Annotated in this window: 13 protein-coding genes, 1 pseudogene and 1 riboswitch; of the genes and pseudogenes, 12 read left to right on the plus strand and 2 right to left on the minus strand. The window is 72.7% G+C overall.

Annotation, left to right across the window (positions count from 1 at the left end; translation table 11 throughout):
- Positions 1 to 5 precede the first annotated feature (5 nt).
- The 6 genes from shc (at position 6) to SGLAU_RS27945 (ending at position 6110) form a co-directional block, all read left to right on the plus strand.
- A complete protein-coding gene (shc, locus tag SGLAU_RS27920) occupies positions 6 to 2024 on the plus strand; it encodes a squalene--hopene cyclase (RefSeq protein WP_043505298.1) in 2019 nt (672 codons plus the stop codon).
- Complete coding sequence (locus SGLAU_RS27925; RefSeq protein ID WP_043505299.1) at positions 2024 to 2665, plus strand: 1-hydroxy-2-methyl-2-butenyl 4-diphosphate reductase; 642 nt, start codon at positions 2024 to 2026, stop codon at positions 2663 to 2665. The genes shc and SGLAU_RS27925 overlap by 1 nt, the downstream gene beginning before the upstream one ends.
- A gap of 5 nt (positions 2666 to 2670) precedes the next feature.
- Positions 2671 to 3693: an adenosyl-hopene transferase HpnH gene (hpnH, locus tag SGLAU_RS27930; protein ID WP_043505300.1), complete on the plus strand. Its 1023-nt coding sequence runs from the start codon at positions 2671 to 2673 to the stop codon at positions 3691 to 3693.
- 153 nt (positions 3694 to 3846) lie between these two features.
- Positions 3847 to 5274 (plus strand): aspartate aminotransferase family protein, encoded by a 1428-nt coding sequence (locus SGLAU_RS27935; RefSeq protein ID WP_043505301.1) that lies wholly within the window; start codon positions 3847 to 3849, stop codon positions 5272 to 5274.
- A gap of 87 nt (positions 5275 to 5361) precedes the next feature.
- On the plus strand, positions 5362 to 5994 hold the full coding sequence (locus SGLAU_RS27940) for a helix-turn-helix domain-containing protein (RefSeq protein ID WP_043505302.1): 633 nt from the start codon (positions 5362 to 5364) through the stop codon (positions 5992 to 5994).
- Positions 5991 to 6110, plus strand: a complete 120-nt coding sequence (locus SGLAU_RS27945; protein ID WP_043505304.1) for a DUF6126 family protein — start codon at positions 5991 to 5993, stop codon at positions 6108 to 6110. Before SGLAU_RS27940 ends, SGLAU_RS27945 begins: the two co-directional genes overlap by 4 nt.
- Before the next feature lie 33 nt (positions 6111 to 6143).
- On the opposite strand, the gene SGLAU_RS27950 is transcribed toward SGLAU_RS27945, so the two are convergent.
- Positions 6144 to 6941: a tyrosine-protein phosphatase gene (locus SGLAU_RS27950; protein WP_043505305.1), complete on the minus strand. Its 798-nt coding sequence runs from the start codon at positions 6939 to 6941 to the stop codon at positions 6144 to 6146.
- Positions 6942 to 7146: 205 nt separating this feature from the next.
- Here SGLAU_RS27950 and SGLAU_RS27955 point away from each other — a divergent pair, with 205 nt between their 5' ends.
- The 4 genes and pseudogenes from SGLAU_RS27955 to SGLAU_RS36995 all read left to right on the plus strand — a co-directional run.
- Positions 7147 to 9228 (plus strand): alpha-galactosidase, encoded by a 2082-nt coding sequence (locus SGLAU_RS27955; protein WP_043507145.1) that lies wholly within the window; start codon positions 7147 to 7149, stop codon positions 9226 to 9228.
- Positions 9229 to 9531: 303 nt separating this feature from the next.
- A riboswitch (cyclic di-AMP (ydaO/yuaA leader) is annotated at positions 9532 to 9695 on the plus strand.
- A 4-nt stretch (positions 9696 to 9699) separates the two neighbouring features.
- A complete protein-coding gene (locus tag SGLAU_RS27960) occupies positions 9700 to 10692 on the plus strand; it encodes a peptidoglycan DD-metalloendopeptidase family protein (protein WP_043505306.1) in 993 nt (330 codons plus the stop codon).
- A gap of 304 nt (positions 10693 to 10996) precedes the next feature.
- Positions 10997 to 11782 (plus strand): SGNH/GDSL hydrolase family protein, encoded by a 786-nt coding sequence (locus SGLAU_RS27965; protein WP_043505307.1) that lies wholly within the window; start codon positions 10997 to 10999, stop codon positions 11780 to 11782.
- A 217-nt stretch (positions 11783 to 11999) separates the two neighbouring features.
- Positions 12000 to 12065: pseudogene (locus SGLAU_RS36995) on the plus strand (FAD-dependent monooxygenase); the annotation flags it as partial.
- A 116-nt stretch (positions 12066 to 12181) separates the two neighbouring features.
- Here SGLAU_RS36995 and SGLAU_RS27970 read toward each other — a convergent pair.
- Positions 12182 to 12781: a TetR/AcrR family transcriptional regulator gene (locus SGLAU_RS27970; RefSeq protein WP_208868953.1), complete on the minus strand. Its 600-nt coding sequence runs from the start codon at positions 12779 to 12781 to the stop codon at positions 12182 to 12184.
- Positions 12782 to 12899: 118 nt separating this feature from the next.
- On the opposite strand from SGLAU_RS27970, the gene SGLAU_RS27975 reads away from it, so the two are divergent.
- The gene (locus tag SGLAU_RS27975) at positions 12900 to 14126 is read left to right on the plus strand and encodes an MBL fold metallo-hydrolase (RefSeq protein WP_208868954.1); all 1227 of its coding nucleotides are present in this window, start codon (positions 12900 to 12902) and stop codon (positions 14124 to 14126) included.
- 53 nt (positions 14127 to 14179) lie between these two features.
- Positions 14180 to 15913 (plus strand): DUF4062 domain-containing protein, encoded by a 1734-nt coding sequence (locus tag SGLAU_RS35975; RefSeq protein WP_208868955.1) that lies wholly within the window; start codon positions 14180 to 14182, stop codon positions 15911 to 15913.
- Positions 15914 to 15939 lie beyond the last annotated feature (26 nt).

Consider the following 15939-nt stretch of genomic DNA (forward strand, 5'->3'; position numbering starts at 1 on the left):
AAGCCATGACAGCGACGACCGACGGAAGCACCGGGGCCCCGCCGCCCCGCGCAGCCGCGGCCAGCGAAACCGACACCGACACCCCCGCGGCGGCCGGGGCCCACGAAGCCGCCGTCCGCGCCACCTTGCGCGCCACCGACTTCCTGCTCTCCCGGCAGGACCCGGAGGGCTGGTGGAAGGGCGACCTGGAGACCAACGTCACCATGGACGCCGAGGACCTGCTGCTCCGCCAGTTCCTGGGCATCCGCGACGAGCGGACCACCCGGGCCGCCGCCCTGTTCATCAGGGGCGAGCAGCGCGAGGACGGCACCTGGGCCACCTTCCACGGCGGCCCGGGCGAACTCTCCACGACCATCGAGGCGTACGTCGCCCTGCGCCTGGCCGGGGACGCGCCGGACGCGCCGCACATGGCGAAGGCCGCCGCGTGGATCCGCGCCCGGGGCGGGATCGCCGCCGCCCGGGTCTTCACCCGGATCTGGCTCGCCCTGTTCGGCTGGTGGAAGTGGGAGGACCTGCCCGAACTGCCCCCGGAACTCATCTGGCTCCCGTCCTGGATGCCGCTCAACATCTACGACTTCGGCTGCTGGGCCCGGCAGACGATCGTCCCGCTGAGCATCGTCTCCGCGAAGCGCCCGGTGCGCCCCGCGCCCTTCCCGCTGGACGAGCTGCACACCGACCCGGCGCGTCCCGTCCCGCCGCGGCCGCCGGCCCCGGCGGCCAGCTGGGACGGCGCGTTCCAGCGGCTCGACAAGGGGCTGCACGTCCTGCGCAGGGCCGTGCCGAAGCGGCTGCGCCGGGCGGCGATGAACACCGCGGCCCGCTGGATCGTCGAGCGCCAGGAGAACGACGGCTGCTGGGGCGGCATCCAGCCGCCGGCCGTGTACTCCATCATTGCGCTGCACCTGCTCGGCTACGACCTCCGGCACCCGGTGATGCGCGAGGGCCTGGCCTCGCTGGACCGGTTCGCCGTCTGGCGCGAGGACGGCGCCCGGATGATCGAGGCCTGCCAGTCACCGGTGTGGGACACCTGTCTGGCCACCATCGCCCTGGCCGACGCCGGACTCCCCGCCGACCACCCGCGGCTGGTGAAGGCCGTCGACTGGATGCTGGGCGAGGAGGTCGTCCGGCGCGGCGACTGGGCCGTACGGCGCCCCGAACTGCCGCCGGGCGGCTGGGCGTTCGAGTTCCACAACGACAACTACCCCGACATCGACGACACCGCCGAGGTGGTCCTCGCACTGCGCCGGGTCCGGCACCCCGAACCGGCCCGGGTGGAACGGGCGATCGGGCGCGGGGTGCGCTGGACCCTCGGCATGCAGTCGAGGAACGGCGCCTGGGGCGCCTTCGACGTCGACAACACCAGCCCCTTCCCCAACCGGCTGCCGTTCTGCGACTTCGGCGAGGTCATCGACCCGCCGTCCGCCGACGTCACCGCGCACGTCGTGGAGATGCTGGCCGTGGAGGGCCTGGCCCACGATCCGCGCACCCGGCGCGGCATCGAGTGGCTGCTCGCCGAACAGGAGCCGGACGGCTCGTGGTTCGGCCGGTGGGGCGTCAACTACATCTACGGCACCGGGTCGGTGGTCCCCGCCCTCGTCGCCGCCGGGCTCCCGGCCGCGCACCCGGCGATCCGGCGGGCCGTGACCTGGCTGGAGTCGGTGCAGAACGACGACGGCGGCTGGGGCGAGGACCTGCGCTCCTACCGGCACGCCGCACAGTGGCGCGGCCGGGGCGCCTCGACCGCCTCCCAGACGGCGTGGGCGCTGATGGCCCTGCTGGCCGCGGGGGAGCGGGACTCCAGGGCCGTCGAGCGCGGTGTCGCCTGGCTGGTCGCGACCCAGCGGGAGGACGGCTCCTGGGACGAGCCGTACTTCACCGGCACCGGCTTCCCCTGGGACTTCTCCATCAACTACCACCTCTACCGTCAGGTCTTCCCGCTCACCGCGCTCGGCCGGTACCTGCACGGCGAGCCGTTCCACGGCAAGCGGCCGGGCAAACCGCTCGCCGTGGCCAAGGGAAGCTGATGACCGTGCCCCCCGCCCCGGCACCGCTGCTGATCGCCTGCGCGCTCGGCATCGAGCACCTGGCCCTGCGCCTGGGGGACAGGAGCGGCGCCGGCGGGCCCGTCACCGTGCTGCGCACCGGGATGGGCCCGAGGGCGGCCGGGCGCGCCGTCGCGCGGGTGCTGGCCGAGCCGACGCTGGCCGGGGCCGCCGTGCTCGCCACCGGCTTCTGCGCGGGGCTCGCCCCCGGGATGCACCCCGGTGACCTGGTCGTCGCCGAGGAGACCGGGGAGCCGGGCGACGGCACACCGTGCGTGGGCACCGGCCTGCTGGTCAGGGAACTGCTGCGGGCCGCACCCGGCCGCACCGTCCACACCGGCCCGGTCACCGGCTCCGACCACGTGGTGCGCGGGCAGGAACGCGCCGACCTGCTGGCCACCGGCGCGATCGCGGTGGACATGGAGTCGGCGGCCACGCTCCGGAGCGCCGTGCGCGCGGGCGAGCGCCCGGTTGCGGCCGTCCGGGTGGTGGTGGACGCTCCAGAACATGAACTCGTCCGGATCGGCACGGTGCGCGGTGGAATATCGGCTTTCCGCGTCCTGCGTTCCGTCCTTCCCGCATTCTTTGAATGGCACCGCAATGTGCTGCTCCCCAGGAGGTGAGCCAGATGGCCATGCCGCTGCGCCAGTCCGTCAAGGTCGCTGCTTACTTGGCTGAACAAAAGCTCCGCCGGCGCGACAAGTTCCCGCTCATCGTCGAACTGGAGCCGCTCTTCGCCTGCAACCTGAAGTGCGAGGGCTGCGGGAAGATCCAGCACCCGGCGGGGGTGCTCAAGCAGCGCATGCCGGTCGCGCAGGCCGTGGGAGCGGTGCTCGAGTCCGGTGCGCCGATGGTGTCCATCGCCGGCGGCGAGCCGCTGATGCACCCGCAGATCGACGAGATCGTGCGCCAGCTGGTGGCCAGACGGAAGTACGTCTTCCTCTGCACCAACGCCATGCTGCTGCGCAAGAAGATGGACCAGTTCACCCCCTCCCGCTACTTCGCCTTCGCCGTGCACATCGACGGACTGCGCGAGCGGCACGACGAGTCCGTCGCCAAGGAAGGCGTCTTCGACGAGGCGGTCGAGGCGATCAAGGAGGCCAAGCGGCGCGGTTTCCGGGTCACCACCAATTCGACCTTCTTCAACACCGACACCCCGCAGACCGTCGTGGAGGTGCTGAACTTCCTCAACGACGACCTGGAGGTCGACGAAATGATGATCTCGCCGGCCTACGCCTACGAGAAGGCGCCCGACCAGGAGCACTTCCTCGGCGTGGAGCAGACCCGCGAGCTGTTCCGGAAGGCCTTCGCGGGCGGCAACCGGCGCCGCTGGCGGCTCAACCACTCGCCGCTCTTCCTGGACTTCCTGGAGGGCAAGGTCGACTTCCCGTGCACCGCGTGGGCGATCCCGAACTACTCGCTCTTCGGCTGGCAGCGTCCCTGCTACCTGATGAGCGACGGCTACGTGCCGACCTACCGCGAGCTGATCGAGGAGACCGACTGGGACAGGTACGGCCGCGGGAAGGATCCCCGGTGCGCCAACTGCATGGCCCACTGCGGTTACGAGCCCACCGCCGTCCTCGCCACCATGGGGTCCCTGAAGGAGTCCCTGCGGGCCATGCGCGAGACGGTTTCCGGGAACCGGGAGTGACGTCATGACCGCCGTCGCCCCGCGCCCGCCCGCAAGGCCGGCCGGCGGCGGGGCGCCCGTGGAACGGGAGGGAACCGGCAGGGGCGCATGGAGCGCGCGGCGGGCCGCGGCCGGGGACCCCGCCGGAGAGAAGCCGTCCAAGGAGACCCACGCATGACCACCGCTCAGTCCGCGTCCCAGCCCCCGGAGTCGGCGCGCCCGAAGACGTTCGACCTGGCCGCGCTGCTGGCCGAGCGCGGCGCCGAGCGCTACGAGCTGCACGCCCGGTACCTGAACCACCAGCTGCCGCGCATGCTGCGCACCATCGGCTTCGACAAGGTCTACGAACGGGCCGAGGGGGCCTACTTCTGGGACGCGGACGGCGACGACTACCTGGACATGCTCGCCGGGTTCGGGGTGATGGGCCTCGGCCGCCACCACCCCGTCGTCCGCAAGGCGCTGCACGACGTGCTCGACGCGGACCTCGCCGACCTCACCCGCTTCGACTGCCAGCCCCTGCCCGGACTGCTCGCCGAACGGCTGCTCGCCCACAGCCCCCACCTGGACCGGGTGTTCTTCGGCAACAGCGGCACGGAGGCCGTGGAGACCGCGCTGAAGTTCGCCCGGTACGTCACCGGCCGGCCGAGGATCCTGTACTGCGAGCACGCCTTCCACGGGCTGACCACCGGCTCCCTGTCGGTGAACGGGGAGCCCGGCTTCCGCGACGGCTTCGCCCCGCTGCTGCCGGACACGGCCGTCCCGCTCGGGGACCTCGACGCGCTGGCCCGCGAGCTGGGGCGGGGCGACGTCGCCGCGCTCATCGTGGAGCCGATCCAGGGCAAGGGCGTGCACGAGGCGCCGCCCGGTTACCTGCGCGCCGCCCAGGACCTGCTGCGCCGGCACAAGGCCCTGCTCATCGCCGACGAGGTGCAGACGGGACTGGGCCGGACCGGCGACTTCTACGCCTACCAGCACGAGGAGGGCGTCGAGCCGGACCTGGTGTGCGTGGCCAAGGCGCTCTCGGGCGGCTACGTGCCGGTGGGCGCCACCCTGGGCAGGGACTGGATCTTCAGGAAGGTGTACGCGTCGATGGACCGGGTGCTGGTCCACTCGGCCAGCTTCGGATCCAACGCACAGGCCATGGCGGCGGGCCTCGCCGTGCTGTCGGTCATGGAGAACGACCAGGTCGTCGCGGGTGTCCGCGCCACCGGTGAACTGCTCAAGTCCCGGCTCACCGCGCTGATCGACCGCTACGAGCTGCTTGCCGACGTACGCGGCCGGGGGCTGATGATCGGCATCGAGTTCGGCCGACCCCGGTCGCTGCGGCTGCGCGGCCAGTGGACCATGCTCCAGAGGGCCCGCAAGGGCCTGTTCGCCCAGATGGTGGTCGTTCCGCTGCTCCAGCGGCACCGGATCCTGACCCAGGTCTCCGGCGACCACCTGGAGGTGATCAAGCTGATTCCGCCGCTGATCATCGGGGAGCGGGAGGTGGACCGGTTCGTGACCGCCTTCACGGCGGTGATGGACGACGCGCACAGCGGGAGCGGGCTGATGTGGGACTTCGGGAAGACGCTGATGAAGCAGGCGGTTGCCAACCGGTAGCCGGGGGACCCGCCCTGCTCGCGCGAGGGGTTTTGCCTCTGGGGCAACAAATTTGCCTACGGGGCAAGACTGGGGCTCAATGGAGTCATGAGTTCCCCCGCCGCCGGTCCCGGCTCCGAGCCCGCCGGTGACCTGTCCACCGTGGCCCCCCAGCTGCGGTCCCTGCGCCGGCGGGCCTCCCTGACCCTGGAGTCGGCGGCCCGCGCGGCCGGGCTCTCGCCCGCCCACCTCTCCCGCCTGGAGACCGGGCAGCGGCAGCCCTCGCTGCCCGTGCTGCTCGCTCTCGCCCGGGTCTACGGTACGACCGTCTCGGAACTGCTCGGCGAGACGGTCGCCGACCGGGACGCCGTCGTGCGCGCCGCCGACATGGAACCGACCGTGGCCGGCGGCTGGTCGTACCGGCAGGCCGGCGCGCCCGGACGCGGCATGCAGGCGCTGCGCGTCCAGGTGCCCCACGGCTCCCAGGGCGACATCGTGCGGGTGCACCCCGGCGAGGAATGGCTGTACGTCCTCCAGGGGCGGCTGCGGCTGCACCTCGGCGACACCGTGCACCGGCTCGCCCCGGGCGACAGCGCCCACTTCGATTCGCTGACCCCGCACCGCATCGCCGCGGAGGACCCGGACGGGGTCGACCTGCTCTTCGTCCACACCCTGCTGCAGAGTCCCACGGCCGCGCTGTGCCTCGGCCCCGCCACCCATGTCACCGGAGAGACGCCATGAGCCGCATACAGCAGAAGTTGGACCGCCAGATCTGGGTCCGGCTGTTCATCTACGTCGTGGCGGGCCACGCCTTCGCCGCCTTCCTCTACCTGCTGTTCGCCCTCGGCGGCAAGTGAGGCCCCGGCGCGGACGGGCGCCCGCGCCCCGGCTCAGTCGAGCAGCCGCTCGCGCAGCCGCTCCCGGGTCCGCGGGCTGAGCTTCAGGCCCTGCTCCAGGTAGGTGCCGACGTCGCCCCAGGTGTCCTCGATGGTCTCGAAAGCCGCCGACAGGTACTCGGCGCGCGCGTCGAAGAGCGGGCTGAGCAGCTCCATCACCTCGGGGGAGTAGGCCGAGGCGGAACTGCCGCTGCGTTGGACCTTGTACCGGCGGTGCTTGGCGTTGGACTCCAGGTAGTCCGCGAAGATCGCCTCGCGCTCCACACCCAGGGCGAGCAGGGTCACCGCCACCGACAGGCCCGCGCGGTCCTTGCCCGCCGCGCAGTGCATCAGGGCGGGCACGCTGTCCTCGGCGAGGGCGTGCAGCACCCGGGAGTGCTCGGCGGTGCGGTCCTTGATGATCATCCGGTACGAGGCGACCATCCGGGCCGCCCCCTTGCCGTCCGCGAGGATCTCGCGCAGCTGGTCGAGGTCGCCGTCGCGCACCATCTTCCAGAACTCGACGCCGTCGGCCGGGTCGCTCAGCGGCAGGTTCACGTTGCGCACGCCCGGCAGCTCGACGTCCGGGCCCTCCAGCTTCTGGTCCGCCGCGTTGCGGAAGTCGAAGACGGTGTGCAGGCCCAGGGAGGAGAGGAACACCGCGTCCTCGGCGGTCGCGTGCGCGAGGTGGCCGCTGCGGTAGAGCACGCCGTACCGCACCCGGCGTCCGTCGACGGTCGGCAGGCCGCCCACGTCACGGAAGTTGCGCACCCCGGCCAGCTCGGGCTCGGTCGACGGGACCTGCTGCGTCACGTGGGCTCCTCCCAGTCGGCCCCGCCGGCGCTGCTCGTCGGCGGGCACGTCTTCGACGATACGACATGGATTCCTGAGGCAATGAAGTTGTCCACAGGCGGCATACCCGAGCTGGAGCGCGTTGTCCACAGGCGTTGCCGACGAGCGCCCCCCGCCTCGATGATGTCGGTCCTGAGCGAAACTGCCGGGATCTGTGGGGGGCATGATGCTGGACACCGCCGGGGACGGCCGTACGTGGCTGCTGTCGGGGCCGCGGAGCAGTTACGCGGTCCACCTCACCGAGGACGACGAGCTGCTGCACCTGCACTGGGGCCCGCGGATCTCGCTCGCCGACGCGGAGGCGCTCGCGGCCCTGCCGCTGCCCGGTCACTGGCCCTTCGAGTCGGCCCTCGACGGCCGCGAGGAGTATCCGGTCGAGGGCGGCCCCCGGTTCACCCGGCCCGCCCTGTCCGTGCGCACCGAGGAGCGGCGCGGCACCGAATGGACCTTCGAGGCGTGCGAGACGGGGAGCGGGGAGGGCCCCGACGAGCTGCGCCTCCGCTTCCGGGACGCGGGACTGACGATCACCCTGCACTACCGGATGCGGGACGACGTCGTCGAACGCTGGGTCACCCTGCGCAACGAGGGACCGGCGGTGGAGCTGCTGCGCGCCGACTCCGCCACCTGGACGCTGCCCGAACGCGACGGCTGGCGGCTGTCCCAGCTGCACGGCAGGTGGGCCGCGGAGTCCCGGCTGACGGCGGCCCCCCTCACCTACGGCGAAAAGGTCGTCGGCAGCCGCCGCGGCCACACCGGGCACCAGCATCTGCCCTGGGTGGCGCTGGACACCGACGCCACCGAGGAGCACGGCGAGGTCTACGGCTGCGCGCTCGGCTGGTCCGGTTCCTGGCGGATCGCTGTGGCCCAGCTGCCGGACGCGCGCGTGCAGATCAGCGGCGGCGCCGGACACGACGACTCGGGGCTGGCCCGGCTGGCGGCCGGGGAGTCCTTCACCACGCCGGTCTTCGCCGGACTGTGGAGCGACGGCGGCTTCGGCGGCGCCAGCCGGAGCTGGCACGCCTACCAGCGCGCCCACGTGGTCCCCGACGCCGGGCGGGACCGGCCGGTGCTGTTCAACTCGTGGGAGGCCACCGGCTTCGACATCGGCGAGGAGCAGCAGCGGGCGCTCGCCCGGCGGGCCGCCGACCTGGGCGTGGAGCTGTTCGTCGTCGACGACGGCTGGTTCGGTGCCCGTACCGGTGACCACGCGGGCCTCGGCGACTGGCGGCCCAGCCCGGACCGCTTCCCGGCCGGTCTCGGGCCGCTCGCCGACGAGGTGCACGCTCTCGGGATGCGGTTCGGGATCTGGGTCGAGCCCGAGATGGTCAACCCGGACAGCGACCTGTACCGGGCCCACCCCGACTGGGTGCAGCACCAGAAAGGGCGAAAGCGGACAGAGTTCCGCAATCAGCTCGTACTGAACCTGGCCCGGGAGGATGTCCAGGAGTATCTGTGGGAGCGGCTGCACGCCCTGCTCTCCAGCGCCCCCATCGACTATGTGAAGTGGGACTTCAACCGCTGCTTCACCGACGCGGGGTGGCCCGGCGAGCCCTACCCGCAGCGCCTGTGGGTCGACCATGTGCGGGCCCTGTACGCCCTGCTGGACCGGCTGCGCGCCGCCCATCCCGGGGTGGCCTTCGAGTCCTGCTCGGGCGGCGGGGGCCGGGTCGACCTCGGGGTGCTGAGCCGTACCGACCAGGTGTGGACCTCCGACAACACCGATCCGCTGGACCGGCTGGCCATCCAGCACGGCTTCAGCCAGATCCACCCCGCGCGAGTGATGGCCGCCTGGGTCACCGACAGCCCCAACGCCATGCTCAACGGCCGGGTCAGCTCGCTGCGCTTCCGTTTCGTCAGTGCGATGGCCGGGGTGCTCGGCATCGGCGGCGACCTCACCCGGTGGACCGCGCAGGAGCTGGCCGAGGCCCGCGACTGGGTGGCCCTCTACAAGGAGATCCGGCCCCTGGTGCAGCGCGGGGACCTCTACCGCCTGCGGCCCCCGCGGGGTGGGCTGAGCGCCGTCCAGTACGTCCTCGGGGACGAGGCGGTCGTCCTGGCCTGGCTCCAGGCGCAGCACCACGGCGAGCCCGTCCCGGCCCTGCGGCTGCGCGGACTCGATCCGACGGCATCGTACGAATGCCGTGAAACGGGCGAAGTGCACCGAGGTGCCATTCTGCTGCATCACGGACTGCGGCTCGCCCTGCGCGGTGACCTCGATGCGGCAGTCCTCCACCTCCGTCGCATCTGAGTGATCTGTCCGGATTGGGGGCTTCCGTGTAACTCGCGCCGAGAGAAGGGCTTCTGGAGCGGCGTCACGTGAGGAGGCTCATACCCGTGACCGTGAGTCGTCCGTCATGTCCACGTAATGTGCGCTCGCGACAAGGGTTTTCGCCGAAGAGAGGGGCTCCGAAATCGACGCAGGGTGACCGTGAATTCCGGGACGGGCCGCCTTGTGACGCATTTCCGGGCAACCATTCGCTTGTCCTTGCGCGTCCTGGTCGCTTACGTTCCAGACCGATCCGGGCGGACGCCTAATCCTGCCGCCGCCCGGTGCCCGCGCAAACCCACCCGTGAACGGCAGGAGCGGGGGACCCACAGGTACAACCGCCTGTCCCGGTCTCCGGAACAGGCTTGGGGTCAAGTCGCGCCCCCGGCGCGGCCGGACATCTCCAGTCCGCACCCGACAGCTCACCTCGCAGGCGCCGGAGAGGAATTCGTCATGCCCGCCAAGGGTAAGCACCGCCGTCCGAAGACCCTGCGCTTCACCCGTTCCATAGCCGTCGCCGGGACCGGTGGCGCCGCACTCGCGCTGCCCCTGATGGGCGCCGCGAACGCCCAGGCGGCCACCCCGCAGTCCGTGCCGGACAAGGCCGTCCAGTCGGTCGCCTCCGTGCAGCAGGCCGCGGAGAAGAAGGCCGCCGGGAACACCTCCGGTGCCCGTACCTACACCGTGAAGTCCGGCGACTACCTGTCGAAGATCGCCGAGGAGCAGCACGTCGACGGCGGCTGGCACCGGCTCTACGAGGACAACCGGACCGTCGTCGGCGAGGACCCCTCGCTGATCCACCCCGGCCTCGAGCTCTCGATCGGCAAGAATGCCACCGCCGCCGCGCCGAAGTCCTCGTCCTCCGAGGCCGCCGAGCCGTCGCAGTCGCAGCCGTCGCGGTCCGCGCAGAAGTCCTCGCAGGAGCCGGCTCAGCAGTCGTCGGGCTCCGCGCAGTCTTCCGGCTCCGAGCAGTCGTCGGGCGCCTTCGCGTCCCCGTCCTCGCAGTCCGCCGCGCCCGCCCAGGCGGCCACCGCCGCGAGCGGCTACACCGCTCCCGTGTCCGGTGCCGGTGTCGGCACCGCCTACAAGGTGGCGGGCAGCATGTGGTCCAGCGGTTACCACACGGGTGTCGACTTCGTCGTCCCGACCGGCACCTCGCTCAAGGCCGTCGGCGCGGGCACCGTCGTCTCCGCCGGCTGGGCCGGCGCCTACGGCAACCAGGTCGTCATCAAGCTCGCCGACGGTTACTACGCCCAGTACGCCCACCTGTCCTCGCTCTCCGTGTCGGCCGGCCAGTCCGTGACCGGCGGGCAGCAGGTCGGCCTCTCCGGCTCGACCGGCAACTCGACCGGTCCGCACCTGCACTTCGAGATCCGCACCACCCCGGACTACGGCTCGGACGTGGACCCGATCGGCTACCTCCGCGCGAAGGGCGTCTCCATCTGACGCCGGCGCACACCGCACGGCGAAGGCCGGACCCGTTTCCCCGGGTCCGGCCTTCGCCGTGTGCGGGCGCGGAGGTCCCGGGCGCGCGGCCCGTCTCCTCGCGGCCGCACGGCGGGGGCCGGGTGTGCGGAGTCATTTCCGCATCGGCGACTTCCCGGCACGGCGGCTTGTTCCGTAGTTGACCAATCCTTGAAGAGTGGCTTATCTCACCGGCCGTCAATCCCTGCCTACGGTCGCGTAAGTCACATTCGAAGGTGAATCATGAGCCGATGTGGCAGACGATTCGAAGAATGACAGCGCATCAGTGATCGGGTCGTACGTGGCGGTGGGGGACAGCTTCACCGAGGGCGTCGGCGACCCCGGCCCCGACGGGGCGTTCGTCGGCTGGGCCGACCGGTTCGCGGTCCTGCTCGCGGACCGGCGGCCCGAGGGCGACTTCTGGTACACCAACCTCGCCGTGCGCGGGAAGCTGCTCGACCAGATCGTGGCGGACCAGGTGCCGCGGGCCATCGAACTCGCGCCCGACCTGGTCTCGTTCTGCGCCGGCGGCAACGACATCCTGCGGCCCGGCACCGACCCCGACGACGTCGCCGAGCGCTTCGAGCGGGCGGTCGCCGCGCTGACCGCCGCCGCCGGCACGGTGATGGTCACGACCGGGTTCGACACCCGGCGCGTCCCCCTGCTCAAGCACCTCCGCGGCAAGATCGCGACGTACAACGGGCACGTCCGCGCCATCGCCGACCGGTACGGCTGTCCCGTGCTGGACCTGTGGTCCCTGAAGTCGGTCCAGGACCGCCGGGCCTGGGACCACGACCGGCTGCACCTCTCACCCGAGGGCCACACCCGGGTGGCGCTGCGCGCGGGCCAGGTGCTGGGGCTGCCCGTCCCGGCCGACCCCGAGCAGCCCTGGCCCCCGCTGCCGCCGCGCGGCACCCTGGACGTGCGGCGGGACGACGTGCAGTGGGCGCGCGAGTACCTGGTGCCGTGGATCGGCCGCCGCCTGCGCGGCGAGTCCTCGGGCGACCACATCACCGCCAAGGGCGCCCTGTCGCCGGCCGACATCAGGAACCGGATCGCGGCGGTGGCGTGAACCCGGGCGGGGGCGCGGGCGGGACGGGGCAGGCCGCGGACGGGGCCGGGCCCGCCCCTGACCGGACGGGCCTGCCCCTGACCGGACGGGCCTGCCTCCGCCGCCCGCGCCTCGGCCCGCCCCCGCCCGCGCCTCGGCCGGCCCCCTCCTCGTCCTCCCGGTCCAGGCTCGTCTCGGCCCCGCTCCGGCCCTTCCCGGCCCGGCCGGCAGCCGACACATCTGCGACGCGGCGCACATCCACCCGCCGGCCGGTGGGCAGGGGCTCACCCTGGGCGTCCAGGACGCGTTGACTGGGGCGGGTCCCCGGCCAGGGCGGGCCGGCGCCGTGCGGGGCGGGGGCGGCACGGCCGCGCACCCGCCGGGCCCTGCCCCGCCGGGGAACCCGGACCCGGCCGCCGGCTACTCCCGCGGCAGGTCCAGCTCCCGGGCCAGCGCCTCGTCCACCCACTGCTGCGCCCGCGCGCGCGAGACCGTGCCCCCGTACGCCGTGAGCTGCACGGCGAGCCCGTCGAGCAGGGCGGTGAGACGCAGCGCGGTGCCCGCCGGGTCAGGGCAGCGGAACTCGCCCGCCGCCACCCCCTCGGCGATGACCTCGCCCAGCGCGGCCTTCCACTGCCGGTCGAGGTCGCGGGAGACCTTCCGCAACGCGGGTTCGCGCAGCGCCGCCGCCCAGCCCTCGACCCACAGCCGCCAGCCCTTGGCCTGGCCGGTGGGGGCGTACCAGCGCACGGCGGCACGCAACCGGCGCAGCGCCGTGGTGCGGCGGCCGAGCAGCCCGCGCAGCCGGGCGAGGTCGCCCTCGGCGGCGTACGCGAACGCGGCGGCCACCAGCTTCTCCTTCGTCGAGAAGTGGTAGAGGACGAGAGCGTTGCTCACCCCGAGCGCCGAGGCCACGTCCGAGATCCGCACGGCCGCCACGCCCCGTGCCTCGATCTGCTGCACGGCGGCCCGCAGCAGCTCCTGCCGCCGCTCCTCCACGCTCAACCGCACTCTCGTCACCCCGTCACCCTAATGGGGCTGCCGCGGCCGCTCCGCGCCAGGAGTTGTCCCGAACCACGGCCCGCTGCCGGGGCCGGCTTCCGGACGGGCCGACGTGGTGTCGGCGGCGCGGACCATAATGGATGCCTCACCGACTCCACCTGGAGGTACCGTGGCCGGTTCTCGTCCCCTGAGCCCCGGGCTCCGCGCCCTGCGGCCCGCGGCCTTCGGCGCGGATCCCGCGGGTGAGCGCCTGGCACGGATCCGCAGATCGCCCCACTTCAAGGACGGCGTCTTCCAGAACCCCGGCGGCCCCGCCCGGATCCGTCCCGCCGGCTCGGGCCGCGAGTTCGCGAAGACCTACTTCGACAAGGACGCCCGCACCCGCCGCGTCCCCCGGGGCGGCATCCCGGTCCACGCCACCACTCTGGCCGACATCGCCGAGCCCCCCGCCACCGGGCTGCGGCTGACCTGGATGGGCCACTCCAGCGTCCTCGCCGAGATCGACGGCCAGCGGGTGCTGTTCGACCCCGTCTGGGGCGAGCGCTGCTCCCCGTTCCCCTTCGCCGGCCCGCGGCGGCTGCACCCCGCGCCCCTCCCGCTGGCCGCGCTCGGCCCGGTCGACGTCGTGGTCGTCTCGCACGACCACTACGACCACCTCGACATGCCCACCATCAAGGCACTGGCCGGAACGGACACCCTCTTTGCCGTCCCGCTCGGCGTGGGCGCCCACCTGGAGACCTGGGGCGTCTCCCCCGGCCGGCTGCGCGAACTGGACTGGCACGAGTCCACCCGGGTCGGCGGCCTCACCCTCACCGCCACCCCGGCCCGCCACTTCTGCGGCCGGGGCCTGCGCAACACCCAGCACACCCTGTGGGCGTCCTGGACCGTCGCCGGCGAGGAGCACCGTATATTCCACAGCGGCGACACCGGCTACTTCACGGGGTTCCAGGACATCGGCGCCGCGTACGGCCCCTTCGACGCCACGATGATCCAGATCGGGGCGTACAGCGAATTCTGGCCCGACATCCACATGACCCCCGAGGAAGGCGTCCGGGCTCACCTCGACCTCCAGGGCGGCAGCCCGGGCGGCGTGCTGCTCCCGATCCACTGGGCCACCTTCAACCTGGCGCCGCACGCCTGGGCCGAGCCGGGGGAGTGGACGAAGGACGCCGCCGGGGCGGTGGGTCAGGCGGTCGCCCTGCCGCGGCCCGGCGAGCCATTCGAACCGGCCGGGAAGCTGCCGGTCGATCCGTGGTGGCGGACGGTGTCGCGGCCGATCGCCCGCCCGTGGGAACGGACCCGGCCGGTCGGGCCCGCAACCGAGTCCGAGCGGAAGGACCTCGACCTCGCGGGCGACCGGTAGACCGGCGGCGGGGCGGGCAGAGGGGGTGCGTACGTGGTGACGGGGTGGGGTGCGTGAGGGATACGCGACGGGTTTTCCTCAGTCATACCTCGGAGTTACGGAGGTATCCGGACGGGCGGTCGTTCGTGGACGCCGCGGAGGCGGCCGTGCTGCGCGCCGAGCACGTGCCCGTGGACATGCGGTACTTCACCGCGCGGGACGGCAAGCCCGCCGACTACTGCCGTGCGCGGGTGCGGGACTCCGACGTCTACGTCGGCATCATCGGCTTCCGCTACGGATCGCCGGTCCGCGATCTTCCGGACCTCTCCTACACCGAGCTGGAATTCGAGGAGGCCACCGAGGCGGGCCTGGAGCGGCTGGTGTTCCTCCTGGCGGAGGACGAGGACGTGGGGCTGCCTCCCCGGGAGATCCTGGATGTCCACGCGGATCGCCAAGAGGCGTTCCGACGGCGTCTGCGGGAAAGCGGGATCACGGTGCACAAGGTGCGTGACCCGCAGCAGCTCGAGGTGGGGCTGCTGCAGGCGCTGCTCGGGCACCGGAACAGCCCTGTCGCCCCCGCCCGTGGGCCGTCCGCCGTCCCCGCCCCACCGCCGCTGACCCTGGACCCGCCGGCCTGGGAACGGCTCGGGGAACTGCTGCGAGGTGTGCGGCCGGCCCTCTGGTGCGAGGACGCCTACCGCTCGTCGTTCGGCGTGGCGGAGGGACGGGCCGCCGCGCCGTTCGTGACACCGGCCGGCGACCTGTACGACTGGGCGCTGGACCTCGACGCACGCGAGCACAGCGGGCCGCCGAAGGTACTGGCGTTCGCGCACGCGCTGGCCACCGGGTTCAGCACCGGTGCGGGGCCGGACGGGCGGCGGCGCGCATTCGCCCTGAGCACATGGGTGCGCGAGGTGCGCGAACGACTGGGTCTGCCCGAACCACCCCCGGTGCGGGAGATCAACACGCACCAGGTCACCATGCTGGTCCGGCTCGACCAGGATCCGCAGGAACCCGGACAGGTCTTCGCGGAAGTGTGGCTCCGCCCCTCACTCGACCCGTCCGACTGGAAACGGGTGCAGCCGCCGGAGACGGCCACCGAGCGCATCAGGGTCTCGCTGGAGGGTGCGCGGCGCCTGGTGGAACGATGCGTGCGCTCCTTCAGGGACGAGGCACGGGGCTTCCGGGGGCAGGGCGCCGACGGCGGACCGCCCTCCGAGCTGCGGCGTATCGAGTTCGCGGTCACCGACACCCTGCTGGAGACCGAATTCGACCAGTGGCTGTGTGACGTCAGCGTCTACAAGGCATGGCGGCTCGGCCAGCGGTACGAGGTGGTCGTACGGTGCCCGCACGCGCGCGACCTCGCGGACTTCGCCCATCTGTGGACGCTTCGCTGGGGATGGCTGGGCCGCAACGACGGTACGGACGACAAGGCCACCGTCTGGGTCGGGAACGAGGATCTGGACCGGCTGGACGATCACGTCACCGACTGGGAGGAGTCCGAGCACCCCGTCTGCGTCGCCGTGGCTGCGGACGACGCCGAGCCGGTCTGGCGCGCGGCGCTGCACGTCGGCATGCCGGTCGTCGTATGGCAGCGCGCCTCAAGCCGCCGCGACCCCAAACTGCCCAGGCTGAAAACCCTGTTGCCCGTCGCGGACGTCGCGGAGCTGCCCCGGGAGGTGAAGCGGCTGCGCCGCAACCGGAACGTCCCGGCGTCGGCGCGGTCCAGCGTGGTCCTCCTGTGGGACGACCCCGACCAGGCGTTGGAGACCGCTCCGCTGACCGATGCGGGCTTCTTCCCCGCCTGACCACCCAGACCCGTACCGCGACCGCA

The organism is Streptomyces glaucescens, assembly GCF_000761215.1.
Classification (GTDB): Bacteria; Actinomycetota; Actinomycetes; order Streptomycetales; family Streptomycetaceae; genus Streptomyces; species Streptomyces glaucescens_B.

Excerpts from the sequence above, each read along its gene's own strand:
- SGLAU_RS27960 (WP_043505306.1), top strand. The coding sequence starts at position 9,700 with ATGCCCGCCAAGGGTAAGCACCGCCGTCCGAAGACCCTGCGCTTCACC.
- SGLAU_RS27935 (WP_043505301.1), top strand. The coding sequence starts at position 3,847 with ATGACCACCGCTCAGTCCGCGTCCCAGCCCCCGGAGTCGGCGCGCCCG.
- hpnH (WP_043505300.1), top strand. The coding sequence starts at position 2,671 with ATGGCCATGCCGCTGCGCCAGTCCGTCAAGGTCGCTGCTTACTTGGCT.
- SGLAU_RS27945 (WP_043505304.1), top strand. The coding sequence starts at position 5,991 with ATGAGCCGCATACAGCAGAAGTTGGACCGCCAGATCTGGGTCCGGCTG.
- SGLAU_RS27940 (WP_043505302.1), top strand. The coding sequence starts at position 5,362 with ATGAGTTCCCCCGCCGCCGGTCCCGGCTCCGAGCCCGCCGGTGACCTG.
- SGLAU_RS27955 (WP_043507145.1), top strand. The coding sequence starts at position 7,147 with ATGCTGGACACCGCCGGGGACGGCCGTACGTGGCTGCTGTCGGGGCCG.
- SGLAU_RS27925 (WP_043505299.1), top strand. The coding sequence starts at position 2,024 with ATGACCGTGCCCCCCGCCCCGGCACCGCTGCTGATCGCCTGCGCGCTC.
- SGLAU_RS27975 (WP_208868954.1), top strand. The coding sequence starts at position 12,900 with ATGGATGCCTCACCGACTCCACCTGGAGGTACCGTGGCCGGTTCTCGT.
- shc (WP_043505298.1), top strand. The coding sequence starts at position 6 with ATGACAGCGACGACCGACGGAAGCACCGGGGCCCCGCCGCCCCGCGCA.